Consider the following 25,274-nt stretch of genomic DNA (forward strand, 5'->3'; position numbering starts at 1 on the left):
TTTAGCGGTCAAAAGTGTATTGAGCAACACTCCTTAACTATGGTCACCATGTTCTTCCTTTGAAATATTTACATAAAAGGCCTTCTTTTAAGCCAAGCTTTAAGAAGAGAGATTTCATAGAAGGGTGGAGCGACCGTGCAAAATTGGAAACAAAAATATACCTCTTTTAAACATAAGCCTGCACGCAAAGAGTCCTCTGCCCAGGACAATCGTCCGGTAAAGCCACTGGATTCCAGCCTGGAGAGCAATATAAGCTTCATTCAACAAGTCTTTGGAGAAGACAGCGATCTTATAGTCCGTAACTTCAAGGTGTACGGTAGACATGATGCGGCTATTATCTTTTTTTCTTCTGTGGTGGACCAGAATCAGATTCAGAACTATGTTTTAAAGCCATTAATGAATGTTTCCTCTGATCTCTCAGAAATTCCAAAAGATCTAAAGGATTTACCTGATTACATCTGGAGTATGACGGTACAAGTAACACAAGGTAACCGTACTAAGGATCTAAATACTCTAGCCTCTATCTTGCTGGAGGGAAATGTAGTTCTAATCATAGATGGAATGGATCAGGCACTTTACTTCAATCTGCGTAAAATTGAGCATCGTAGCATTGAGCAACCTCAAACTGAACAAGTCATACGCGGTTCGCGTGATGGGTTTATAGAGAATTTAGAATCCAATATCTCTTTGCTTCGCTATCGACTACAAACACCGGATTTTCGTGTAGTAACTGCCCCTCTTGGCGTACGGACGCGCTCAAAAGTATCTGTTTGTTATATCGAAGGAATAGCCGATCCAGGGCTAGTTCAAAAGGTGATGAAGCGATTATCAGCAATAAATGTAGACGGCATCCTTGATGCGGGGTATATCGAGCAATTCATAGAAGATCATCCCCTTTCCCCGTTTCCACAGGTTCAGCCAACCGAACGTCCGGATAAATCTATAGCCTCTTTATTAGAAGGACGAGTCATCATCCTTGTAGATGGCTCACCATTCTGCCTCATCGTCCCGGCGCTTTTCAATCAGTTCTTTCAGACGATGGATGACTATACAGAACGTTTTGTTGTAGGAAGCCTCCTAAGAATGATCCGCCTGATCGCATTATTATTTTCCCTTTTCTTCCCAGCCTTATATGTATCCATTATCTCTTTCAATCCTGAGCTATTGCCGACAGAGTTCGCCGTAGCAATAACTGGTGCAAGAGCTGGCGTACCCTTTCCAGCCGTATTGGAAGTTCTGATTATGGAAGTCTTCATGGAGGTGCTGCGCGAAGCAACCATTCGCCTACCGCAAATGATTGGCGGGGCTCTTTCTATTGTAGGTGTGCTTGTCATTGGTCAGGCAGCCGTAGCAGCAGGTCTGGCGAGTCCCACTACCGTAGTTGTTGTTGCTATAACGACTATAGGGTCTTTTGCCACACCCGCTTACAATGCTGCTATCTCTTCAAGAATGCTTAGATTTCCATTGATCATATTGGCAGGCTGCTTTGGCCTGTACGGAGTAATGCTTGGCACTATTGTTATTGTTAACCACTTATTATTCCTGGAATCCTTTGGCGTTCCCTACATGACACCCTTTGTGCCTACGATTTGGAAAGACCTCAAGGATAGTATCGTTCGGGTACCTTTATGGTGGATGCGAAGTCGCCCAAGCTTTCTCAATACACCTGATCCTGACCTTCTTGCGAAGGATATCCCCAAAATGCATACCGATCTGATTTTTAAGGAGAAAAGTGAAGCTGATGAATAGTAACCGCCCCATAACAACGATCCAAGTCATGGCTGTAATCATCAGTACGATTATAGGAATAGGAATCTTAAGTATTCCTCGTTATATGGCTGAAGCCGGAGACAGTGGTGCACCGCTCGTAACTGCTTCTGGCGTACCTGTTGCTTTTTTGGGTTGCTGGTTTACAGCTGTTGTCTGCCGAAAATTCCCTAACGAAACGTTGTTCGTATTCAGCCGCCGCCTTCTCGGAACTTGGCTCGCAGATATTTTCTCCATGCTTATTACTTTGTTTTTTGCTTTCTCTGCCGGGATCACCATGCGCCAATTCGGAGAAGTATGTGTTGCGGTTGTCTTTAAAAAGACACCAATCGAAGCAGTAATTCTCTTAATGCTCCTACTGGTTGCCTTATCAATCCGTAGAAATATTGTAAAATTCACTTATGTACATGTTTTTTATTTACCCTTTATTCTATTATCCGTTATCGCAATTATATTGGTAGCTATGAGAAATGTTGATGTTCTGAACCTGCTACCCCTCACCGGAAATTACACCACCTTTTCAAGCTTTTCCAAAGGAACAATTACATCCGCTGGCCTTTATCAAGGCACACTTGTCATCATCCTGCTGGTTCCTCTAATGAAAAAACCTCAACAGATCCTTAAAGCAGGCACTGTTGCGCTTGGTATCATTGGATTCATTTATGTAATGATCGTGTGGGTCACTCTAGGCATGTTTGGAGCTCAGGAAACCAAATTACTGTCCTATCCAACCCTAGAAGCAGCTCGCTCCATATCCATCGGCGCAGGACTATTAGAACGGTTTGATGCTCTTTTTATAATAATTTGGGTGATTTCTATATTCACTACCATTTTTACGAACTACTACTTAGCCGCATACTCTCTGCAACAAGTGCTGCGGCACAAGGATCACCGCCTAATATCCAGTTTCTTACTTCCACTTATCTTCACTTTTTCACTTTTGCCGAGAAACATATTTCAGGTCTATTCATTTGCTAGCATTACAGCGATAATCGGTTTGATTTTTTTGACCTTCTATCCTCTTTTATTATGGTTAGTCTCTTTAATCCGAAATAAAGGAGCCATTTCTCATGAATGAAAAAATTTATAAGCGTGTAGTTCTTATTTTTATTCTCTCACTCCTGTCTGGATTGCTCGCAGGTTGCTGGGACCAGCTCGAAATTGAAGATCGTGCATTGGTGCTAGGGTTATCCATTGATTCCGTCCCTCCAGACAGCAAAACAAATGATGACCAAACCACTCATCTTAAAAGCGCAAATATTAACCTACCCCAAATTCGTGTAACCGCCCAAATTGCGGTTCCGGGAAGAGTTCCACTCGGACCAGGCAGTGGGGGTGAAGGCGGAGGCGGGAATCAAAATCCAGTATGGGTCGTAGAAGTATACGGGTACACATTAGATGACGCCATGAACAATTTGCAGCAGCAAATTTCTGATCCACGTTATCTAATTCATTTACGAGTAATTATTATTAGTGAGGACATAGCAAGAAAAAGCATGGACGACTTAAATGATTATTTGCGGCGAAATCCAGAAGTTCGTCGCCGGACCTGGCTGCTAGTATCCGAAGGGGAAGCTGCCAAATTCATGAATATTAATCCTCCACTGCAGCGAGTGCCGACCCTTTACATCCTCTCCACCATGGAAAAAGCAGTGACATCGGGGAAATTTCCCGCTGATTATATAGGTGTATTCTGGTCAGCAGATTCCAAATGGGGCGAAAGTGGTTATCTGCCTTACGTCTCATTACATCAGGAAGACAATATCATGATTAAAGGCCTAGCTTACTTTAGTGGTGGAGTGATGGTCGGTTCGACGATTCCGATTGAGATTGGAGCATATATGTCCATGAAGGGCATTAATCCCGGGGGATACTCCGATCTTTTTTATGCTGATGAATTCGGTCCGGTGATGCTCAAGGTCAACGACCGGTTCACGAGGGTGAAAGTTCAATTCAAAGAGGGCAAACCTCACATCACCTATAACCTCTCTTTAGAGGCGGCTCTAGATGAGCATTTACGTAGTAATATCCCTATCGATTCCAGCCGTTCTTTAGAAAAGATTGAAGATATCTTTCAAAAGAGAGTGATCGGTATTTTCAACCACCTTATTGAAGAAACTCAACAAGCACATTCCGATGTCTTTGGCATGGGTGAATATATTCGTGCATATGCTCCCTCCTACTGGAAAGCACATGTTCGTGACAAACATGACTGGGAGCAGCAGTATTCCAATCTCAGTATTGAAGTTAAGTTGAAAACTCACATCGACAGAGTAGGTCTTAAACAAAATTAAATGACGTTTATAGGAGGCTCTACTATGCTCTATCACCAGCTAACCTACGTAATTGTTGCGCTGCTGATCTCCAGTGTTCTGTTGCTTACTGTGGATACTAAAATATATGCAGTCAATGCTATGCACCGGGAAAAGAAATACGCTAATGTGATCGGTTGGATATATTTCAGCTTATTCCTGCTGATAGGACTAGCTCAGCTATTCTATCTATAAATCGAATTCGTTTCTTGCTGCCCTTCACATAGTATTTCTTAACCGCCCATGGTATATTGAGGAGTACAATATTAAAGGACGGAGAATGCAGTCATGAACACAAGAAGAAATCCTAAAGAAACAGCCAAAAGAGGTACTCGTTCCCACAGCAAGCCAAATGGCAAGCTTAATCATAAAGCTAAAGCACCCGCAGCGCCCAAGTCTTTTACAGTAAATGAACCTTCTGAGCTGTTACCCTTCTTACTCATCCATATCACAGGCCGTGGACGAAATGCTATTAAATCTATCCTCTCGCGTGGACAAGTAGCAGTGAATGGCAAAGTAGTCACACAGCATAATTTTCAATTGCATCCGGGTCAAACTGTGACGATTGATCAAGAGAAGCCTGTACAAGTAGCGGAAATGATCGGACTCACCATCGTCCATGAAGATGATGATCTAATCATTATTCAGAAGGATGCTGGACTGCTGTCGATTGCCACTGCGGAAGAAAATGAATTAACAGCTTACCGCCAGCTTATGGAGCATGTCCGCATCAGCAATCCTAAGAATCGAATTTTTGTCGTGCACCGCTTGGACCGCGATACGTCTGGGGTAATGATGTTTGCCAAAAGCGAACGGATCCAGCAAGCACTGCAAACTACATGGAAGGATACCGTGAAAGAACGTTCTTACGTAGCTCTAGTTGAAGGCGCCGTTAAAAGACCTGAAGGTACAGTGAGCTCTTGGCTAAAAGAAACCTCTACCCTGAAAATGTACTCCAGTCCTCATGAAGGCGATGGTCTACATGCGATCACACATTATAAGCTCATTCAGGCGAACCGCCACTTCTCGTTGCTTGAGGTAAAGCTTGAAACTGGACGCAAAAATCAGATTCGTGTTCATATGGCAGATATCGGCCATCCGATCGCAGGAGACAAGAAGTATGGTGCAGAGACCAAAACGGTAGGCCGTCTCGGTCTGCATGCTCGTGTACTTTCTTTTATTCATCCTACTACAGGAGAGTTAATGACCTTCGAAAGCCCGATTCCGAAGACATTCCTGAAATATACCGCACCTGCACCTACGAACTAACAAGATCACAGTGAATACCCATTCATCCTAAGGGGGCTGATTACAGTGGAGCTTACTACACTACAATCGCTACAATAACTTAACAAAGAATGGGTGATTAGCTATGACAACAGCACATCATTATGAATGTATTGAACGTTTACCCACGACTGAGGAGCATGCCTCCTTATGGGAAGCTGTCGGTTGGGGGAACGTGAATACGGAAATGAGCGCAGCCTCTCTGGCTCATTCGGTGTATGGTATGGTCGTTGTACAGGAAGACAAGGTTATCGGTATGGGGCGGATCGTCGGCGATGGTCATATGTATTTCTATATCCAGGACGTAGCCGTGCTTCCCGAATTTCAGGGCCAAGGCATTGGTAATGTCATTATTGAGCAGCTAATACACTATATTCGATCTCATTGTTTTTCTGGCGCGTTCGTCGGACTTTTCGCATCACATGGGAATGATACCTTTTACGAACGATACGGCTTTCAGAATCATGCCCCGGGTATGACGGGCATGTTCAAGGTCATGGAGTAACAAGCGAAAGATGCCCGGTCCATATGGTCCCTGGGCATCTTTTTCACTTCTATTTAGATCATGTTACAATACTAATAAACAAAAGAAGGTGCCATTATTGTTCCATCCTACTGTCTTCGATAATATTAAAATTGCTTTTGAGAACCAAATCTACGATTACGATAATTTGGACGGAATTCTAGTAGTTACGGATCGTTCCGACCTTCTGAATATGGCATTGATGTCCAGAGAATTTAGCCTTTCCTTCCAATTGACGGCTGGCAGGAGCGTAACCGCCGAAGTCTTTCTTACTTCATCTGTGAAAGATCTTAGCGATGAAATACTGGAAGTGCCTAACACGGATCCCGGTTGCAATCTTTCGTTACGTTTTTATATGGAGATCGAAGATATCCCTGCTGAATGTCAGGCGATCGAGAGTATTCTCAAAGCGATCTGGGGGCCTGAATTCCAGCCCGTGCAGTCTTTAAGCTTCATTTATGGTCAAGAAGGTGAAACCTACAACAACTGCATCGAGCTGCGATTCAAAAGGCAAATCACGGAGGAGCAAATGGAGGACATTCCGAACCTGCTGAATCATCTTCTGCAAAGTGTAGAAGAACTGGAATCTTTCTCCGTATAATCCCTACTGCACACCGTTCGTACTTTGGAAAAAGAGGTGAGCCAGAAATGAAATTCCTGCCTGCTACCAAAAGTAACCGTTGGTTTATCTGGATGGCTGTTTATGGTGTTTTTCTGTGGTTGCTTTTCATTCTGCACAGATTCGTTATGATGGCTCATACATTAGATGTCACACTCTTGCTGCGCTTCGCACTCTTTTCCATTATTGTATCTGGTATCGTTAACGTCTTAGCGTGGTTCGGAGCTCGTCTACTCTGGTTAATCACTACAACAGGAATAATCATCGGTTCAGTAATTATGCTAAGCTACACCTATAGAGAGATGTCCGGTTGGGAGGATCTCGCGGGATTCCTAGCTTTTTTCTTTTTTACATGTGGAGGATTTGCACTCGGTTTATTGGCGGAAGCAATTCGTCTGCTGGTTAAGCAGTGGCCGAAAGCTTGAACGGAGGAGATGATCGATCGTTGTCCAATTCTTTTCTAACCAAAAATGCATTGTCCCATTCTCTAAAAGAACTAATGGAACATACGTCGCTCAATAAAATTACAGTCAAACAGCTCGTGGACCATTGCGGACTAAATCGACAAACTTTCTATTATCATTTTCAAGATATATTTGATTTACTCGGTTGGATCTATAAGACTGAGGCTGTAGAGAGCATCGCCCAGTATCGTAGCTACAGTACGTGGACGGACGGTTTTTATAGAATCTTCTGCTATATCGAACGAAATAAAACCTTTTGCTGCAACACCTTGAACTCACTGGGCAGAAATCATCTGGATGCGTATCTATACGAAGTGACGAATGATCTCATTATGGGTGTCATAAACGAACTGTCCGCCGGGATGGAGGTTAGCCACGAAGATAAACATTTCATTGCTAACTTCTATACACTGGCCTTCACAGGCCTTGTCATTCAGTGGATGAGAGACGGGATGAAGGAGCATCCGGATCACATTATCGAGAAGCTAAGTGTACTCATTGAGGGGAATTTTCTAAAAGCTTTGCACAAATATGAGAACAAACCGTTGTAACCTTTGGGTTCAGCGGTTTTTTTGTCTAAAAACTAGACACATAGACCGTAATGACTAAAATCCATACACTCTAAAAGGATTGATTATACCTTCGAAATTGGAGTTGGTTTACATTAAGAATGTGATTATTTCAACAACAACTTGGAGGCGACCATTGTGAAAAAAGAGTACGGTAATAAACAGGTTTATTTTGTCGGTGGCGGAATTGCATCCTTAGCGGGCGCGGCTTACCTGGTCAGAGACTGTGACTTTCCGGGACAGAACATTCACATTATTGAAGAGATGAAGATTCTCGGTGGCAGCAACGACGGCGCAGGTGACGCTGAGCACGGTTATGTCATTCGCGGTGGCCGGATGCTCAACGATGAGACCTATGAGAATACATGGGATCTACTCATGTCGATTCCCTCCCTCGACCATCCTGAGAAATCCGTTAGAGAAGAGATTATAGAATTCGATACCGCCAATCCAACACATGCTAACGCTAGACTCGTTAACCGCAACGGTGAGGTGGAAGATGTATTATCCATGGGCTTTGATATGGCTGACCGGCTTGCGATGGGTAAATTAATTATTACACCGGAAGAAAAAATGGGGAAAGCTCGGATTAACGACTGGTTTGGTCCACACTTTTTCACCACGAACTTCTGGTATATGTGGGCTACTACTTTCGCCTTCCAACCTTGGCATAGCGCGGTAGAGCTTAAACGATATATGATTCGCTTCGTTCATGAGTTCCCAAGAATTCAAACACTGGAAGGCGTAACCCGTACTCCATATAACCAGTATGATTCCATCATCTTACCTATGCACAAATATCTCGAAGGCTTTGGTGTAGACTTTACATTGAAATGTACAGTAACTGACCTGCAGTTCAAAGACGGAGATGGCATTACCGTAACCCAAATGAACGTCCTGCGCCAAGGTGTCCCAGACGTTATTAACATAAGCGAAGACGATATCGTAATCGTCACGAACGGCTCCATGACTGAAGGATCGAGCCTTGGATCCATGACCTCTGCCCCACGTCTCAATGGGAAGGGTAGCTCATGGAAGTTATGGGAGAACATCGCTGCCAAAAAACCAGGTCTCGGCAACCCATCCTCCTTTGATGATCATATCGATGGTTCAAAATGGGAGTCCTTTACCGTAACCTTCCAAGATTCCAAATTCTTCGATCTTATGGAGAAATTCACTCGTAATCGTGCAGGTACTGGCGCATTGGTTACCTTTAAAGATTCGAGCTGGTTAATGTCCGTTGTATTAGCTTTCCAACCGCATTTCCGCAATCAACCAGAGCATGTAAAAGTATTCTGGGGTTACGGTTTGTACCCTGACAACGTAGGAGACTTCGTGAAGAAGAAAATGAGCGAATGTACCGGTGAAGAAATCATGGAAGAATTAATCGGTCATCTTCATTTCGAAGAACATAAGGACGAGATCATGGCAACTGCTAATTGTATTCCATGTATGATGCCTTATATCACTTCACAATTCATGCCTAGATTAAATAGTGACCGACCTAAAGTAGTTCCTGAAGGCTCCACTAACCTTGCCTTCGTTGGCCAATATTGCGAAATTCCAGATGATGTTGTATTCACGGAAGAATACTCTATCCGAGCAGCAAGAACTGCAGTATACACATTGCTCGGCATTAACCGGCCTATCGAGCCAATCAATCAACATCAGTACGATGTCCGCACCTTGTTCACAAGCTTTATCACTTCTTTTAGATAAACACATCATAAAAAGACAAGCGCTCCCGTATAGATTCGGGGGCGCTTGTCTTTTTAGTGTGTAAAACAGAGCAGAGTTTCGGAATTAAAAAAAGAAGAAATGGATACTTCTCCATCTCTTCTTCTCCACACTATACGAACTTTATATATTGCAAGATCCATCTGCGCAGCCATCATCCGTGGATACTTCGGATTTTCCATTGCCAACCACCTGCAGCGTTGGCCCTGCTTGCTCCTCCGCCCACACAGTATCCAACACCTCTGTAAATACAGGTCCTGGCTGTGCACCGGATAACGCATATTTATTATTGAACACGAAGAATGGTACACCGGTAATATTAAGACGGCTTCCTTCCTCGATATCGCCGTTCACTTCAGCTGTGTAAGCATCTGTCTCCAGCATTTCCGCAACTTCTGCCTGATCCAGCCCTACCTCGGCAGCAAGTGTAGCAAGTACACTGCGGTCTCCAAGATTCAATGAATCCGTAAAGTAGGCACGTAGCAAACGTTCGGACATTTCTGCACCTTTTCCTTTTGAGCTTGCAAAGTGACTCAGGCGATGACTATCGAAAGTATTCGTATGCTTCATCGTATCGAATTGAAAATTCAACCCCACATCTTGTGCTTGCTCAGCTAGCTGTGCGTTCATTGCTTTTGCTTTCTCAATCGTCATACCGTATTTGGAAGCCAGCATCTCATGAATACTCTTAGTCTCATTCACTTTCGCATGTGGATCCAGTTGAAAACTACGGAATACCACCTCTACTTGATCTCTGTTCGGGAACTGACTCAGCGCATTCTCCAAACGTCTTTTACCAATATAACAAAATGGACACGCATAATCGGACCAAATATCTATTCTCATGAAAAATACCTCCTAATATTATTGTTCATTTGTAACTGCTGAATAAGATTGATAACTAAATATTCGTCGCTTACTATTATATAGTTAAAAACCGAAAAATACAAACTTAACTTTTATTTTCAAAAAATCTCTTTAGACCTGAATCCCAACTAAAAGTATACGAAAGTGGTATATACGCTCTTCTTCAGGAACGATAGAATCAAGGTAACCATTTCGCCGGAAGACTACATTCAGATTAGCGGAAGAAAGAAGTCCTGAAGGGAGATTCAAGAAATGTATGATCTATCTATAGTGATTCCTACCCGTAACCGAATTGAAGACCTTACGGTGTGCATAGAGTCTATTGGCAAGCAGACACAGCTTGAGGACATCACCATCGAGCTATGGATTGTGGACGACGGTGAGATCCCTGAGGACAGATTAGCATATTATCGTGAAATACTAACTGGATTACCGCAGGCTAAACTGCATTATCATCGCAAAACTAAGCCTGGTCTCTGGCTTTCCCGTTACGAAGCGCTAGGACTGATCCACGCAGAAATTATGCTTAACTTAGATGACGATGCAGAGTTAGATGACTCCTTATATATTCGACGACTGCTAGATACTTATGCAGCCGATGATTCCATAGTTGGTGTAGGTGGTGTAGCCAAAGGCATACATAGTAGCATGCCAAGCAGGCTATTCGGTATGCTAACCGGACAAATGTCCGGATCACCAGGCAGATTGTCGGCAAGTATGTTTGCAGGCTCGCAATTCCTTTGGGGAGAGAAGAAGCATGTATTTGAAACTGATTTTTTTCACGGCTGCAATATGTCCTTCCGGCGCTCGGCACTACGTGATATTAAACCCTATCCATGGATGACAAGCTATTCCATAGCCGAAGATATTTATTTGTCTCATTTGGCTAGCCGCTATGGCAAGCTTGTGATTAATCCCGCGATGAAAATCATCCATCATGAGTCGCCAGGCTCTCGCGATAAGGCAGGCGTTGTAGCACATGCTACCGCCATCAACCACTACTATCTGCTCAACTTGCGTAAAGCTCCTTTTATGAATTATGCTGCCTTGATCTGGACACTGACTTGTCTGACGGCTAAAGCAACTCTAAAACGGAATTTCAAAGCTGTTAGCGGATATGCCAAGGGTATCCTCTTCGTATTAAATCCTCGCAAGAATAAATATAGTGAATATATGCTCGATTAAGTAGCATCGTTTACTTCTAAATCTGTAGCACCGCTCCGAATCAGGATTCGGGGCTTTTTTCTATGTCGCCCGATTATATCCCTAAATGTGTCATGAAATTAATTTCCATCAACTTGTTATCTGGGGTATGATATAAATAATGTGTTTTGTTTTAGAAACTAACTTTATGGATGGTGGAATATGTTCAAGAACAAAAAAACGACGCTGATCCTCGTTGTAATCGTCATCGCCCTCATAGCTGTCGGTGCTTGGCTAATTACTAAGGATAAGGACGATAAAACAGCGGGAACTACGGGTAGCGCAACAACATCCGGAAAAGGAGAGGAAAAGTCTCTCTCTCAAACCTTTTATATTTATGACACTGTTGTGAATATCAAAGTGTTCGGTGCTACAGTAGAACAGAAAAATATGGATGATATCCAGCAGATGCTGGAGCGAATGGATATGGAGCTTAGCCGCACCAAAGAAGGTGGAGAGACTTACGCAGTCAATCAGGCAGCAGGAAAAGAAGCGGTTGTTGTTTCTGACGAGACCCTGGATGTAATTAAACAATCCATACAATACGCAAAGGAAATGGACGGGCTATTTGATCCTACAATCGGTCCGTTAATCGATCTTTGGAATATCGGTAGCGGTGGAGATAAGGTCCCTCCCCAAGCTGAAATTGATAAAGCGAAGAGCCTAACCAATTACAAGGATGTTGAAATTGATGAAGCTGCGAAAACTGTAAAGCTGATGAAGGAAAATATGGTGCTAGATCTGGGCGGCATTGGTAAAGGTTATGCCGCTGACCGTATCGCTGATTATTTGAAAGAGCAAGGTCTAAATAGCGCTATGATTAACCTCGGAGGCAGCAGTATTATTGCTCTCGGTAAGAAGCCAAACGGAACGGAATGGAATATCGGATTGCAGGATCCAGATCAAAGCCGTGGCACACAGCTAGGAACCATTAAAATCTCAGATGAGGTCATCGATGCTTCTGGTGTTTACGAACGGTATTTTATGCAGGATAATGTTCGTTATCATCATATCCTTGATCCACGCACAGGATATCCCTCACAGAACGGTCTCAAAAGCCTTACCATTATGAGCCCGAATGCAACAGATGCGGATGCCTTATCCACTGGGGTATTCCTGATGGGAATCGAGGAGGGCATGAAATATCTTGAAGCTTTACCTGATGATGTTGAAGCTTTCTTTATTACCGACGACAACAAAATCTATGCCACCAAAGGCATAAAAGAAAGAATGAACCTGACAGATCCAACGTACAGCTTCGCAGAGTAAACGAAAAAGCTTGCCCCATTGAGCCGAAGCTGGCTTTCTAGGGAGCAAGCTTTTTTTGGATAGAAGGAGCGAGATTTATGAACCTTGTGAAACCCCTACCTTCCATAGCGGCGGGCTATCGTCATACCGCCCTCCTTAAATCAGACGGCACGGTGACGGCTGTAGGTGATAATAAATATGGCCAATGTGATGTAAGTGACTGGTGCGATATGATAGCGGTTGCGGCGGGTAATGCTCATACCGGTAATGCTCATACCATCGGGCTTAAATCAGATGGTACGGTGACGGCTGTGGGTTGGAATAAGTATGACCAATGCGATGTAAGCGGCTGGGCTGATATTGTGGCGGTAGCCGCGGGTTGGCGTCGTACCGTCGGACTTAAATCGGATGGCACGGTAGTTGCTGTGGGTCGAAATAATGAAGGCCAATGCAATGTAAACGACTGGCGTGATATAGTAGCAGTTGCAGCGGGTGATTGGCATACCGTCGGGCTTAAAACGGACAGCACGGTGACAATTGTGGGTAATAATCGGTATGGCCAACGCAATGTAAGTGATTGGCATGACATAGTAGCTATAGCGGCGGGTTACCTTCATACCATCGGTCTTAAATCGGACGGTACGGTGATTGCTGCGGGTCGAAATCACGAAGGCCAATGCGATGTAAGCGGCTGGCATAATATTGTGGCTATAGCGGCAGGTAGTCATCATACCATCGGTCTTAAATCAGACGGTACAGCGGTTGCTGTGGGTTGGAATAAGCACGGCGAATGCAATATAAGTGACTGGCGCGATATAGTGGCGGTAACGGCAGGTTGCACTCATACCATCGGTCTTAAATCGGACGGTACGGTGGTTGCTGTGGGTAATAACGAACATGGACAATGCGATGTAAGCGGGTGGCGCGGCATTCAACTACCCGAAAATTAGTTATAAAAGTAATGAAAGCCATGCGCAGGTTTCTCTCGCATGGCTTTCTAATATCTTTGGAGGACTTGTTCTCTCACACAAGAGGAAGCTCGCCAAATTCCTTATAATTAGTAAAAATATAACTAGGCTTATGATCCGTAGCCGGTTGTCTGCCTCTCGGATTGTACCAGCAAACCTTCCATCCAGCCGCAAGTGCTCCAACTACATCGTTAGCCCAAGTATCCCCTATTTATAGCGAATTGTCCGCTAAAGTACCCGTCTTTTGGTTTACATGTATGAATATTTCCGGGTCTGGTTTAGCAAGTCCTACAGCATCAGAAATAAAGATCATGTCCTCGGGAATAATCTGATCTAAGCCTAGTCCACGAATCTTGCTCATCTGATGATCCTTCGGTCCATTCGTAATAATGCCTACCTTATGACCATCCGCAATAAATCGTTCAAGATGCTCACGCACGCCATCAATCATCTGAATCGTATATTGACGTCCAATATATGCTGCTTGAACCGCTGTGGCTTGATCACGATCAATCTGCAAACCATACTCGGCAAAAGCAAGCTCCAAACGGCGCACCCTCGTCTCTTCAAGCGGAATCTCACCGCGCAAATACATCGGCCACAACACATCGCTATGATGTCTCACTTTATAAAATAATTCAGCAAAGTCCAGACTACTCTCATCTGGGCTGAGCACTTCCCGTACCGCTTCTTTAAATGGTACCAGATGATCATACAACGTATCATCGAGGTCAAAAAAGATTGCCAACTTATGACTTGTTTCCACTTTAACGCCCCTTACTCGTCTTTCTCTCTAGCTGCTTTAGAAAAAAAGGTTATAGGTAAAAAATTCATCATCCCGAATGTAGCCATGCGCTTCATATAACCGCTGCGCCCCCACATTCTCTGTCATCGTTGTCAGGGATAAGCCCTTCGTATTCGTAGAGACCGCATAATCTCTAGCACTTTCCAGCAGCATAGCACCTAGCCCTTGCCCTCGGATTTCTGCAGTAACGAACAAATCATTCAGTATCCAGAGGCGCTCCATCGTAACCGATGAAAAAGAAGGATAGAGCTGTGTGAAGCCCCACGCGCGTTTCTCATCGCCTTCCCCCTCAACCACCATAAGGATCACAGATTCATTCAGCTTTAGTCTGTCGGCTAAGAAGACGCGTGCACCTTCCCGATCTGAGGCTGCTCTATAAAATACTCGATACTCATCAAATAATGGGATGAGCCGTTCTAAATCATCCAGAACCACTCGTTCTATCCGATAATTGTTCATCATCAGCGCTCACTTTCCGGCTTCGCCCGTTTTAACCTCATTGTAAATGGTTACCGAGCCGTTCACCATGGAGAGAACGCCGAATGATTTGGACAATTGAGCCTTATTCCTTTGAATCGTAGAACACATGCCGGGCACTAACCTTACCCGCCTCGATATCTAATATTCCGAAAGAATACAATTTCTCACGCCGCTTATCTGTAGGAGAACCTGGATTAAATAGCAGGATACCATTCTCCTCTCTTAGCAAGGGCTGATGTGAATGACCAAAGAGAATACAATCCACCTCATCATTCGCAAAAGCAAGCAGTGCGTTCCCATCCGTTCCTTTACGGGAATGTGGCGTATGTCCATGTACCATGCCAATCCGGATTCCTTCAAGGGTAATGATCTTGCGCTCTCCGAAACGCGCAATGATCTCATCGCCATCATTATTTCCGGCAATCCCTTCTACCGGTGCTAGTTCTGACAGTAAATCATAGATTCCCATACTCACCCAATCACCGAGATGCAAGATTAAATCCACATTTTGAAACTCTGCAATCAACGCCTTTGGCAGAGACTTAGCCATTCTTGACATATGTGTATCAGATACGACTCCTACTTTCATAAATCTCAGCTCCTAATCTATCATCCTCAACTTTGGTTATCATACTTATTCATAAATCTAATATTCAAATAATTGTACGATTTGCTTAAGCGAGAAGCAAGTTCTGTGACTTCTTCCACTCCGCAGCTACTTCTCCCTATCCCGCCAATTCCACAGCCTTACTTCCCCAACATGCATTCTGCTGACCCATGTTTCTTCCTTCAGCTTGAGAAGTTCTTTCACCGGACCGGTTACAACAGCTCCATAGAGCTTAACTCCATTCTTCTCTATATATCTAATGGAATCATCCAGACCAATGAATGGAATCACCCTTTTGGAGATGGATTTATACTCCTGCATCAAGTGCAGCGTCTTGAGGAAGTTCGCATTACGCAGTTCACCATCACCATATAACTCGAAAGCTGGAGAACTACTCGAACGACTAGTCACCCCACCAAACCAGCCCCTTTTTTCCTTCGATTCCTTCGTTACTGTCATATCATCGGCATGCCAGATTGGCATGAAAGGAAATCCTAATGGATTATCAACAACAGGCTCTCGTGTCCTTGGCCCCGTATCTGCCGCGAACCACAAAGGCTGAAGATTCTTAGGCTCAAACTTCTTCAACAGCTCATCTGTCGTAAATAATTGGTCAAAAGACAAGTATGCTTCCGCTACCGTCCCCTCAGGGAGCTTCTCTAATCTCTCCCACTCACTGCTATCATCCATACTATTTGCCGCATCCTTCTTCCCCTGTGGATATACAAAGTAATAACCAACACTTCTACTCTCATTCGTCCAGGAATAGTTGTAGAGCCTAGCCCAGCCAAATAGAAGCTTTATTGAATAATCTCCGACAGTGATTTGTTCATCTCCCACTTGTTTCTCTATCTTACTTGTCAGATTCATACTAAAAAATGGACCGGTACCACTGCTCAAATGTACAATCGTATTCGGCTGTGAGACAGCAATAGCGGAAGAAACAACATCACGGTATTTCTCTACTCTCTCCCCAGTACCATAAAATATCGCACTGATAATACTGCAAATAATCATGAAAATTAAGAACGCAGAAATTACCGTTAAAGTATTCGATATACGAGCTCTCCATTTACCGCGGCGGATGATCTTTTTTTCCTTGCCAGGTCTGTCTCTTTTACTCTTTCCGTATTTTATGCTCTTATCCTCACTTGAAGCGGGCTTTTCTTCCCCCATGAGTTCATCCAGATAAGCCTGATAAGCTTCCATCTTCTCCAGTTCGCGCTCCACTACATCCCTATCCTCGTCAGCAAGGGTACCTTCGCCGTACCTTCTTAACTTCTCCTTGAACTCCTCACTCATGTTCATTCCTCCTCCGCTCTGCTTCACGCAGCTTCTGTCTAGCTCGAAAGATTAAGATCTTATATTGGGACAGACCCACATTCATAATGTCCGATGCCTCCAGATAACTAAGACCATGAAAATCATGTAGCAGCAGTGCATGCCTCTGATTGTCCGGTAGCTCACCTATCGCAATCCTCATCTCTTCCCAACGTTCCTGCCGAAGCAGTGTGCTTTCCGTGGTATCTGGATGGGCGAGCTGTTTAAAAAAATCCTCACTCTGAACAGTACTGCGTCCTTCCTTCCGCTTATAATCTACGAAGGCATTGTACGCGACACGGAACAACCACGGCTTAATCTTCTCGTCTTTACAATCCTCCAAATATAAATAAGCACGGTAAAAGGTCTCCTGCATTAAATCTTCGGCCGCGTGATGATCACCACAAAGGGAGCGCAAATAGCGGTAAATATCCATCACATACATCTGATATATTTCATCCAGTGAATTTCGCTTCATGCACTCCCCCCTTAACCTAACCACGTATACTCGCATAAAAAGTTACAGCTAAATTTAGCAACTAGTATGAATATACCAGTATTTCTATGGAAGAATGCGAAAAAAAGCCTGCTGACAAGGAGGTTTACTCCTGCCAACAGGCTTGTTAATAATTATCTGAATATTCATTGATCATTCAATTCCCCAGGTTACTCTGCTTACAGAACAACCTCAACTTCTTTGAGCATTTCACTAACAGAGATTAAACCGCCACCGGACAAGTACCAGTAGTTAGGATCAAGGTAAATGATTTTACCGTTTTTAAAAGCATTTGTGTTCTTCACGAGATCGTTCTCAACTGCATCCTTCGCTGAACCGGATTTGCTGCCATCACTCTTCACAGCCGCATCTCTATCTACTACGAACAGATAATCCGGATTCTTGTCGGCTACATATTCGTAAGATACGCTTTGACCATGAGTGGATACTTCGATTTTATCATCCGCTTGTGCAAATCCGAATACATCATGGATAATACCAAAACGTGAACCTGAACCATAAGCACTGATTTTTCCTTCATTGGCAAGAATAATAAGAGATTTTTTACCATCAGCTTTAGCTTTCTCATTCAGAGCTTTAACAGAGTCAGTAATAGTCGCAAGCTCAGCTTCTACTTCAGCTTCCTTGCCAAAAATTTGGCCCAGCGTCTTCACATTTTTCGTGAAGGATTCCATGTAATTCGCATTATCTACAGCAACGTACAATGTAGGTGCAATTTTGCTGAATTCATCATAAGAATCTTGCTGTCTGCCGGAAATGATGATCAGATCAGGAGAAAGACTATTTATTTTTTCGAAGTCAGGCTCTTTCAAACCACCGACATTCTCATATTTGGCATCGCTATATTTAGAGAGATAAGAGGGTACATTGCTTTGAGGCACTCCAGTCACCTCTACGCCCAGTTTATCCAAAGTATCGAGTGTACCGAAGTCAAATACAACCACTTTCTGCGGGTTAGTCTTAATCGTAATTTCTCCAAGTTCATGCTTAATAGTAAGCTCTTTGGATTCTGTATTCGGTGCAGTGTTAGCCTCTGTATTGCCTGCCGCTGCTGTATTATTATCTGAAGTTGCTGCATTATTGGAGCCACAGGCCGCCAAGATTACGGCAAGAAACACTGTCATAATTAGTAAAGATACGTTCTTCTTCAAAATATTCACCCCTATAATTTATAGTCAAGCTATTTGAATTATTCGCGTATACGTCAAGAAGCTGGCGCCTATCACTTCTAGCGTTACGTCATAATAATTTCCGAAATATAAGCGGAGTCTTGTTTAAAAATAGACACCAATTTTACGACCACCTATTGTTTCTATAGGGATATCCATGTCATATACATCCCTAAGCACTGCTGTATCAATAATTTCATCCACCGTACCCGATGAAGCTACCCGCCCATTCTTGAGCGCTACAATGTAGTCAGAGTAACAAGAAGCGAAATTAATATCATGAATGACGAGCACAATCGTCTTGCCCTTCTCTTCTACCAATCGGCGTAACACCTTCATAATTTGTACAGAATGCTTCATATCCAGATTGTTGAGTGGTTCATCGAGCAAAATATACTCAGTGTCCTGAGCCATAACCATCGCAATATACGCTCTCTGACGTTGTCCACCGCTAAGCTGATCAATATATTTATCCTGCATCTCTTGAAGGTCCATGTAAGCAATCGCTTCGTTAACGAACGCTCGATCCTCAGGTGTGAGCTTCCCTTGTGAATAAGGGAACCTTCCGAAAGAAACAAGCTCCTTCACGGTAAGACGTACGCTGATATGATTGGACTGCTTTAGTACCGATATTTTACGAGCAAGTTCATTACTCTTACAGCTGCTAATTTCCTTCCCTTCGATCAGTACCTCTCCCGCGTCTTTGGAGATAAGTCTACTGATCATGGAAAGCAACGTGCTTTTACCAGCTCCGTTAGGGCCGATAAACGAGGTAATAGTACCCTTTTTAATGGATAAAGACACATCGTCAACGACGGTAACTCCGCCATAACGCTTGGTTACATGCTTAACTTCTACCACGACTTATTCTCCTTTAACAGCAGATAGACAAAGTAGACGCCACCTGCAAAATTAATGATTACACTAACCGTAGTAGTGAATCCAAACACACGTTCAACTAGAAACTGTCCCCCGACAAGAGCAATAATGCTTAGCAAAATCGTGCCGGGAATCAGATAGGAATGCTTATACGTACGGAACAACTGATGCCCCACATTGGCTACTAGTAAACCCAAGAAAGTGATCGGTCCTACTAAAGCCGTTGATATCGAAACGTAGATGGATACAATAACTAACAGCCTTTTGACTACATAGTCATAATTGATCCCTAAGTTAATGGCTTCATCTTTTCCTAAAGAAATAACATCTAAATACTTCACAAATCGCATGAAATACAGCGTAGTTAGCGCTAGAACAACTGTAGACAATATCAGTAGATCACTGCTGACGTTGTTGAAGCTGGCGAACATTTTTCCTTGTAGAATCAGGAATTCATTCGGATCAATGAGCACTTCCATAAAAGAAGATGCACTCTGGAACATCGTCCCCATAATAAGTCCTACGAGCAGCAGGAAGTATATGTTTTGACCCTCTCTGCGGAACATTAGCTTATACAGCACACCTGAGAACAGAACCATGATGCAAGCTGAGAACAAGAAATTCACATTTTTATTCATAAACGTCATATTTGATGAGCCTAGGGCGTATACACCGAACGTCTGGATCAACATGTACAAAGAGTCTAGCCCCAGAATACTAGGTGTCAAAATCCGATTGTTCGTAATGCTCTGAAAAACTACGGTAGAGACAGCTATCACCGCTCCGGTAATTAAAATGGCCGCCAGCTTTCTCCCCCGACTGGGTAGAACATAATCCCAATTCCCCATAACATGATAGGTCATAAACAAGACGATGAGAGCAACAGCGCTTAAGGATAATATAGTTAGTTTCGTCTTCATCACTAATTCGCCTTTCTTCTCATCAGCAAGTAGATAAATAGACCACTTCCGATGACGCCTACCGTGAGACTGATGGATATTTCGTACGGATATATAATGAGCCTGCCCAGAATATCACAGAACAGGAGGAACACCGCACCGAGAATGGCAGTATGCGCCAGATTTTTTTTCAAGTTATCGCCTATGTATAGCGTTACTATGTTAGGTACAACAAGACCCAGGAATGGAATCGTACCTACGGTTAAAATAACAACTGAAGAAATTAACGCTACAATCACCAATCCTACGTTCACTACCGCTTTGTAGTTCATACCGAGATTGACGGAGAAATCCTCCCCCATCCCGGCAACGGTGAACTTATTGGCGAAAACATACGCGAGAATGACAAGTGGGATACTGATATAGATTAATTCGTATTGACCCTTAATAATCGTTGAGAAATCGCCAAGCATCCAAGATGAGATATTCTGAACCAAATCATTTTTGTAAGCAAAAAATGTAGTAATCGAGCCTACAATGTTCCCGAACATGAGTCCGACCAGTGGGATAAAAATACTATCCTTGAACTTGATCCGATCTAAGATTCTCATAAATATAAATGTTCCCAGTAGGGCAAAAACAAAAGCAACGAGCAGCTTCTGCATCGGTGTCGCCCCTGTGAACAGCATCAGGGACACGAGGATACCGAATTTCGCGGAATCCATCGTGCCCGCCGTAGTGGGAGAAACAAATTTATTCCGTGATAATTGCTGCATAATTAATCCGGCAATACTCATGCTTACACCAGCTATAATCAGTGCAGCTAAGCGTGGAATCCGGCTGACTAGCAGAGTCTGTATCTGAGATTCCGTAAGCGAAAAAAGATCCAAAGGTGAAATGTCTTTTACGCCTATAAACAAAGATATAAATGAGAATACTATTAGAAGTAGGGACAAATATTTTAGTTTCATGAGTTGTTCCTTATCTGTTTAATAGTTAAATAGTTTGGGAAATAGATGATATTATCGGTATTGATAATGATTTTCATTTGCACTATGTTCGATTATACCTAAGCCCACTTTGAGGGTCAACCCTTTCGTATAGTAAAATTTAAAACAATTGAATTTTATAAATAACATTAAAAAAGAGACACCCTAATAGGCATCTCTTTATCACATGATCTATTTCCGCTAGCTATAGCAGTTATTTATACTTGTGCCAATCCTGATTACTGTTCTCCAACAGATGTGCAAAATCATTCTCAAGCCGCTTTTGCTCAGCTTTTCGCTGATCTTCAACCGCTTTACGAGCAGCTTCCTTGCGGTCATTCTCTTCCGCTTTCAACGCATCAGATTGTGCCTTCAGCTTTCCAAGAACATCACTGCTCAACAGGTCTTTTAGCGTAGCTGGTCCATCGGTCGCAGCAGGACGCGGAGTGGTAGGCATTTTCTTTTTTTTAGCCACTGTCAATCATCCCTTCTAGTAATGAATTAAATTGGAATTTGTTTAAATTATTGGTCTTTTCGTTTATAATGTTCACTAAGAGGTGAGCCATATGAAGTCCACTGATTTATGTCCCCAGCTACAAAAAAGTATGGATATTATCGGCAGGCGTTGGACAGGTTTAATTATCTACCAGCTCCTCCAAGGACCGCAACGTTTCAATGTGATTGAAGCAGCCTTGCCCATCAGCGGAAGATTGCTCTCCGAACGACTTAAAGAGCTGGAACTGGAAGGGATTGTCCTTCGAGAAGTATTCCCTGAGACACCTGTGCGAATCCAATATTCCTTAACGGATAAAGGACTTGCCCTGGAGATAGTTATCCGGGATTTGCAGCGTTGGTCAAAAACATGGATTGATTGTGACACAAATAGTGTAAGCTCAACACTCAAAATGTAAGCGTTTCAATTGTGGCAATTAGATTTTAAGTCCAACAATCACTAAATCACGTTCTATACCATCCAATTCAGCTACACCGGGTAGTAATCCCCACTGCTTAAAACCGAATTTTTCTAGCAAACCAAGGCTTGGATCATTATGTCCGAACACAAAACCAACTAGATTCTTAATGCCGAGACTAGGTGCTTTCTCAATGGCCTCTTTCAAAAGAATTCTACCGGCTCCACCACCACGGAACTTTTCACTCACGTATACACTAATTTCTGCTGTTGCATTATACGCTGGACGACCATAGAAGGATTGAAAGCTGAACCATGCCGCAATCTCATCTCCCTGCCTAAGTACCCATAAAGGACGATGGTGGCTGTTATGCTCATTGAACCATTTTTCTCTGTCTGCAACAGTAATAGGTTCCAGATCCGCAGTTACCATCCGTCCAGCAATCGTTGAGTTATAAATCTCCACAATAGCTGTTAAGTCTGTAGGTTTTGCATCTTCAATCCTGCTATTCTCCCAATTCATCCCTTGATTCCTCCAAATGTGTTAATTACCTCAGGCCGACCTGCTCCTGGCTCCATTGCCACAGCCGCTGCGCCTCTTGTTTATTCTTCGCTCTGGGAGTCAACTCCTGATTCTTTCGTCGATAATAATATTGACCGGTTACCTCTTGCAAATCAGATTCTGTAGCCAAATAGATCGCTGTATCGGCTCCTTGTTCAGGAGTTAAAAAGAAGTATGACAGCAGCTTAAGGATCGACTTGCCAAAGCCTGTCTCCCGGTTAACACCTATATTTGTGCCCACTGCTCCTGGATGCACGCAATTCACCGTTACTCTTGTCCCTTGCAGGCGTGCTGCCAACTCTTTCGTGAACAGTATATTGGCTAACTTGGATCGAGCATAGGCTTTTGCGGGATTGAAACGGCGTGCGAGAGTTGGATCTTCATAGTGAAGTGCACCTATTTTGTAAGCACCGGAAGCAACCACAACGATACGGCCTTGCTCTGCTGCTTTTAAAGGCTCCAGTAACAGATTCGTGAGCAAAAAATGACCCAAATGGTTCACACCAAGATCCATCTCAAAGCCGTCCTTCGTAAGCTGACGCTTAATCGTGACTACCCCAGCGTTATTGATGAGTATATCTAGAATCGGATATTTCCGGGTGAATTCCTCCGCAAAACTGCGAATGCTCTCCAGCGAGGCCAGATCACACAACATCAGCTCGATATCCACGGAGTGGCTCTTTTGCTTGGCGGCAGCCAGTGCTTCCTCTCCACGCTGGCGATTACGGCATACCATGATTACTTTGGCTCCCTTGCGAGCCAGTTCAACTGTCGTCGCTAGCCCCATACCAGAATTTGCTCCAGTTACAAGTGCAATTTTACCTCTCATCCCAAGAATCACTCCTCTCTCAACAACCGTACCCCAATAAGCTTCCGCCTAACCTTACGAGAAGTATATTTAAGATTATGTTACACCAACTAGTAGGCTCAAGAAAAGCTTCTTGTCAGGTTTTAAAAGTATAGGTGATCAAATATGCATCCTTCTTTACGGAAAGCTTGCGAATAGGCATGTTATGATTAGCCAACGATAGATGTAGTCCGTCTCGTGCGTCTAGTCTATTTTTGATCTATAATAGGAATATTGCAGTTCTAATCGTGAAGTTGAAAGGGGAACACCAACTATGAATAATGCTCTGACAAGCCTAGAGCAGCAAATGGCGGGCGAAGGCCTTGATGCCCTGCTCGTAACAGATCCCAAACATGTCTACTATTTAACCGGATTCGCCAGCGATCCGCATGAACGTTTTCTCGGTCTGCTGTTGATACGCGGAGAAGAGCCAATGCTCATTCTACCCGCACTAGATGCAGAAGCGGCTCAAGCAGCTTCTTCGGTCACCAAAATCATAACTCATAATGATACCGATAATCCCTATAACCTGCTTAAAGATTGTTTCGGCAGCAGTAAGCTAGGTACTCTTGGTATAGAGAAGGAACATTTCTCAGTAGCCCGTTTTGAGCATCTAACCGCAGCCGTTCCAGCAGAACGTTTTAGTGATATAGGTCCATTGCTGCGCAGCATGCGCTCCAAAAAGACCCCAGATGAAGTTAAACGCATGAAACATGCCGCTGAGCTAGTTGAGGAAGCTTTGCGCCGCGTGCTTACCCATGTGAAAACAGGCGTTACAGAAAACGATTTAGTAGCGGAACTGGAATATCTAATGAAAAAGGTTGGCGCTTCCGGCCCTTCCTTCGACACTATGGTGCTTTCTGGTCCAAAAACAGCCCTGCCTCACGGTGTTCCAGGCAACCGGGTCATTCAGCCAGGCGACTTCCTGATGTTTGATATTGGGGTGTATGCTGATGGTTATGCTTCTGATATTACACGTACCTTTGCTATTGAATCCGTGGACGACAAGCTAATCACGATCTATAACACCGTGCTGGCTGCCAACGAAGCTGGGATCGCTGCTTCCAATCCTGGAGCTCCTTTCGGTTCTGTCGACAAAGCTGCGCGTGATGTGATTGAGGAAGCCGGATTCGGAGAATATTTCTTGCACCGTGTCGGACACGGACTCGGTATGGATGTGCATGAATATCCATCACTCCATGGACAGAACGATGACATTATCGAGATCGGCAATGTATTCACCGTCGAGCCAGGGATTTATGTACCGGGACTAGCGGGTGTGCGTATCGAAGATGATCTGATTATTACAGCTGAAGGTGCGGAAACCTTAACAAGCTTCCCTAAGGAACTGACTATTCTTCATTTGTAGAAAAGAAAATATCAAGAGTATCCGAAAAATATTAAAATCAAAGATAGCCCATCCCTAATAAGTTGGAAATGAATCACTTTCAACTTACTGTGATGGGCTTTCTCTTTTCCCCGCACCATACTCGACTTGTTCAGACCCTTTCAAATCTATAATCCCTTTCAACCTTACAAACTCTTGTTTTATAAGTGAGTTTCAACATTTCATCTGCCATTTCCGCATATTGGTTATCTCCATCAGTTCGTTCAGATGTAAAAATCACTGCATATAAGGTGGTTTTGATGTTTTAGCAATCTCACTCATGACTTTGCCTCCGTTTTTTGGTTATTAATAGGCACATTTTTTTGCTTTCTCCATTAA

General features: G+C 43.5%; 29 protein-coding genes. 15 read left to right on the forward strand and 14 right to left on the reverse strand.

The window, feature by feature from the left end; all coding sequences use genetic code 11:
• Positions 1–135 precede the first annotated feature (135 nt).
• The 10 genes from NSQ29_RS21005 (at position 136) to NSQ29_RS21050 (ending at position 9,260) form a co-directional block, all read left to right on the forward strand.
• On the forward strand, positions 136–1,749 hold the full coding sequence (locus NSQ29_RS21005) for a spore germination protein (protein ID WP_341125991.1): 1,614 nt from the start codon (positions 136–138) through the stop codon (positions 1,747–1,749).
• The gene (locus NSQ29_RS21010) at positions 1,742–2,845 is read left to right on the forward strand and encodes a GerAB/ArcD/ProY family transporter (protein WP_339269412.1); all 1,104 of its coding nucleotides are present in this window, start codon (positions 1,742–1,744) and stop codon (positions 2,843–2,845) included. Before NSQ29_RS21005 ends, NSQ29_RS21010 begins: the two co-directional genes overlap by 8 nt.
• Positions 2,838–4,061 carry a Ger(x)C family spore germination protein gene (locus NSQ29_RS21015; RefSeq protein ID WP_340974672.1) on the forward strand — a complete coding sequence of 408 codons (1,224 nt, stop codon included), beginning with the start codon at positions 2,838–2,840 and terminating at the stop codon, positions 4,059–4,061. Before NSQ29_RS21010 ends, NSQ29_RS21015 begins: the two co-directional genes overlap by 8 nt.
• 24 nt (positions 4,062–4,085) lie before the next feature.
• Entirely contained in the window at positions 4,086–4,274 is a 189-nt protein-coding gene (locus NSQ29_RS21020) for a CLC_0170 family protein (RefSeq protein ID WP_149645127.1), read from the forward strand.
• A gap of 93 nt (positions 4,275–4,367) precedes the next feature.
• Positions 4,368–5,348, forward strand: coding sequence for an RluA family pseudouridine synthase (locus NSQ29_RS21025; protein ID WP_341061382.1), 981 nt, complete (start codon positions 4,368–4,370; stop codon positions 5,346–5,348).
• Between the two features lie 103 nt (positions 5,349–5,451).
• Positions 5,452–5,871, forward strand: a complete 420-nt coding sequence (locus tag NSQ29_RS21030) for a GNAT family N-acetyltransferase (RefSeq protein ID WP_341125992.1) — start codon at positions 5,452–5,454, stop codon at positions 5,869–5,871.
• Between the two features lie 97 nt (positions 5,872–5,968).
• Complete coding sequence (locus tag NSQ29_RS21035) at positions 5,969–6,490, forward strand: hypothetical protein (RefSeq protein ID WP_042185682.1); 522 nt, start codon at positions 5,969–5,971, stop codon at positions 6,488–6,490.
• 47 nt (positions 6,491–6,537) lie between these two features.
• Complete coding sequence (locus tag NSQ29_RS21040; protein ID WP_076284126.1) at positions 6,538–6,933, forward strand: hypothetical protein; 396 nt, start codon at positions 6,538–6,540, stop codon at positions 6,931–6,933.
• Between the two features lie 20 nt (positions 6,934–6,953).
• Entirely contained in the window at positions 6,954–7,523 is a 570-nt protein-coding gene (locus NSQ29_RS21045; protein ID WP_042125036.1) for a TetR-like C-terminal domain-containing protein, read from the forward strand.
• Between the two features lie 156 nt (positions 7,524–7,679).
• Positions 7,680–9,260: an oleate hydratase gene (locus tag NSQ29_RS21050; RefSeq protein ID WP_076284125.1), complete on the forward strand. Its 1,581-nt coding sequence runs from the start codon at positions 7,680–7,682 to the stop codon at positions 9,258–9,260.
• 141 nt (positions 9,261–9,401) lie between these two features.
• On the opposite strand, the gene NSQ29_RS21055 is transcribed toward NSQ29_RS21050, so the two are convergent.
• Positions 9,402–10,124, reverse strand: coding sequence for a DsbA family oxidoreductase (locus NSQ29_RS21055; RefSeq protein WP_076284124.1), 723 nt, complete (start codon positions 10,122–10,124; stop codon positions 9,402–9,404).
• A 273-nt stretch (positions 10,125–10,397) separates the two neighbouring features.
• On the opposite strand from NSQ29_RS21055, the gene NSQ29_RS21060 reads away from it, so the two are divergent.
• From NSQ29_RS21060 to NSQ29_RS21070, 3 genes are all read left to right on the forward strand, one after another.
• Positions 10,398–11,330, forward strand: coding sequence for a glycosyltransferase family 2 protein (locus NSQ29_RS21060; RefSeq protein WP_076284123.1), 933 nt, complete (start codon positions 10,398–10,400; stop codon positions 11,328–11,330).
• Between the two features lie 180 nt (positions 11,331–11,510).
• Entirely contained in the window at positions 11,511–12,617 is a 1,107-nt protein-coding gene (locus tag NSQ29_RS21065; RefSeq protein WP_340974668.1) for an FAD:protein FMN transferase, read from the forward strand.
• 77 nt (positions 12,618–12,694) lie between these two features.
• Positions 12,695–13,546 (forward strand): RCC1 domain-containing protein, encoded by an 852-nt coding sequence (locus NSQ29_RS21070; RefSeq protein WP_340974667.1) that lies wholly within the window; start codon positions 12,695–12,697, stop codon positions 13,544–13,546.
• 73 nt (positions 13,547–13,619) lie between these two features.
• Here NSQ29_RS21070 and NSQ29_RS21075 read toward each other — a convergent pair whose 3' ends face one another.
• The 11 genes from NSQ29_RS21075 to NSQ29_RS21125 all read right to left on the reverse strand — a co-directional run bounded on the left by NSQ29_RS21075 (position 13,620) and on the right by NSQ29_RS21125 (position 21,686).
• Positions 13,620–13,775, reverse strand: a complete 156-nt coding sequence (locus NSQ29_RS21075) for a hypothetical protein (RefSeq protein WP_341126799.1) — start codon at positions 13,773–13,775, stop codon at positions 13,620–13,622.
• Positions 13,776–14,330 (reverse strand): HAD family hydrolase, encoded by a 555-nt coding sequence (locus NSQ29_RS21080; protein WP_341125993.1) that lies wholly within the window; start codon positions 14,328–14,330, stop codon positions 13,776–13,778.
• 36 nt (positions 14,331–14,366) lie between these two features.
• Complete coding sequence (locus NSQ29_RS21085) at positions 14,367–14,831, reverse strand: GNAT family N-acetyltransferase (protein ID WP_341125994.1); 465 nt, start codon at positions 14,829–14,831, stop codon at positions 14,367–14,369.
• A gap of 100 nt (positions 14,832–14,931) precedes the next feature.
• Positions 14,932–15,438: a metallophosphoesterase family protein gene (locus NSQ29_RS21090; protein ID WP_042185664.1), complete on the reverse strand. Its 507-nt coding sequence runs from the start codon at positions 15,436–15,438 to the stop codon at positions 14,932–14,934.
• Between the two features lie 126 nt (positions 15,439–15,564).
• On the reverse strand, positions 15,565–16,758 hold the full coding sequence (locus NSQ29_RS21095; protein ID WP_341125995.1) for an anti-sigma factor: 1,194 nt from the start codon (positions 16,756–16,758) through the stop codon (positions 15,565–15,567).
• Positions 16,751–17,254 carry a sigma-70 family RNA polymerase sigma factor gene (locus NSQ29_RS21100; protein ID WP_042185661.1) on the reverse strand — a complete coding sequence of 168 codons (504 nt, stop codon included), beginning with the start codon at positions 17,252–17,254 and terminating at the stop codon, positions 16,751–16,753. The genes NSQ29_RS21095 and NSQ29_RS21100 overlap by 8 nt, the downstream gene beginning before the upstream one ends.
• A gap of 197 nt (positions 17,255–17,451) precedes the next feature.
• Entirely contained in the window at positions 17,452–18,444 is a 993-nt protein-coding gene (locus NSQ29_RS21105) for a siderophore ABC transporter substrate-binding protein (protein ID WP_306035189.1), read from the reverse strand.
• 123 nt (positions 18,445–18,567) lie between these two features.
• Positions 18,568–19,323 (reverse strand): iron ABC transporter ATP-binding protein, encoded by a 756-nt coding sequence (locus NSQ29_RS21110; protein ID WP_341125996.1) that lies wholly within the window; start codon positions 19,321–19,323, stop codon positions 18,568–18,570.
• Positions 19,317–20,261, reverse strand: coding sequence for an iron chelate uptake ABC transporter family permease subunit (locus NSQ29_RS21115; protein ID WP_042125012.1), 945 nt, complete (start codon positions 20,259–20,261; stop codon positions 19,317–19,319). The genes NSQ29_RS21110 and NSQ29_RS21115 overlap by 7 nt, the downstream gene beginning before the upstream one ends.
• A 2-nt stretch (positions 20,262–20,263) precedes the next feature.
• Complete coding sequence (locus tag NSQ29_RS21120) at positions 20,264–21,211, reverse strand: ABC transporter permease (protein ID WP_060624871.1); 948 nt, start codon at positions 21,209–21,211, stop codon at positions 20,264–20,266.
• Positions 21,212–21,443: 232 nt separating this feature from the next.
• The gene (locus NSQ29_RS21125) at positions 21,444–21,686 is read right to left on the reverse strand and encodes a YqkE family protein (RefSeq protein ID WP_143759304.1); all 243 of its coding nucleotides are present in this window, start codon (positions 21,684–21,686) and stop codon (positions 21,444–21,446) included.
• Between the two features lie 109 nt (positions 21,687–21,795).
• Here NSQ29_RS21125 and NSQ29_RS21130 point away from each other — a divergent pair, with 109 nt between their 5' ends.
• A complete protein-coding gene (locus tag NSQ29_RS21130; protein ID WP_341125997.1) occupies positions 21,796–22,140 on the forward strand; it encodes a winged helix-turn-helix transcriptional regulator in 345 nt (114 codons plus the stop codon).
• A gap of 18 nt (positions 22,141–22,158) precedes the next feature.
• Here the strand turns inward: NSQ29_RS21130 and NSQ29_RS21135 are convergent, their stop codons facing one another.
• Complete coding sequence (locus tag NSQ29_RS21135; protein ID WP_076284114.1) at positions 22,159–22,662, reverse strand: GNAT family N-acetyltransferase; 504 nt, start codon at positions 22,660–22,662, stop codon at positions 22,159–22,161.
• A 25-nt stretch (positions 22,663–22,687) separates the two neighbouring features.
• Entirely contained in the window at positions 22,688–23,530 is an 843-nt protein-coding gene (locus tag NSQ29_RS21140) for an SDR family oxidoreductase (protein ID WP_341125998.1), read from the reverse strand.
• 292 nt (positions 23,531–23,822) lie between these two features.
• Here NSQ29_RS21140 and NSQ29_RS21145 point away from each other — a divergent pair, with 292 nt between their 5' ends.
• Positions 23,823–24,917, forward strand: a complete 1,095-nt coding sequence (locus NSQ29_RS21145; protein ID WP_076284112.1) for a M24 family metallopeptidase — start codon at positions 23,823–23,825, stop codon at positions 24,915–24,917.
• Positions 24,918–25,274 lie beyond the last annotated feature (357 nt).

This window comes from Paenibacillus sp. FSL F4-0236, assembly GCF_038000135.1.
In the GTDB taxonomy this organism is placed as follows: domain Bacteria; phylum Bacillota; class Bacilli; order Paenibacillales; family Paenibacillaceae; genus Paenibacillus_AQ.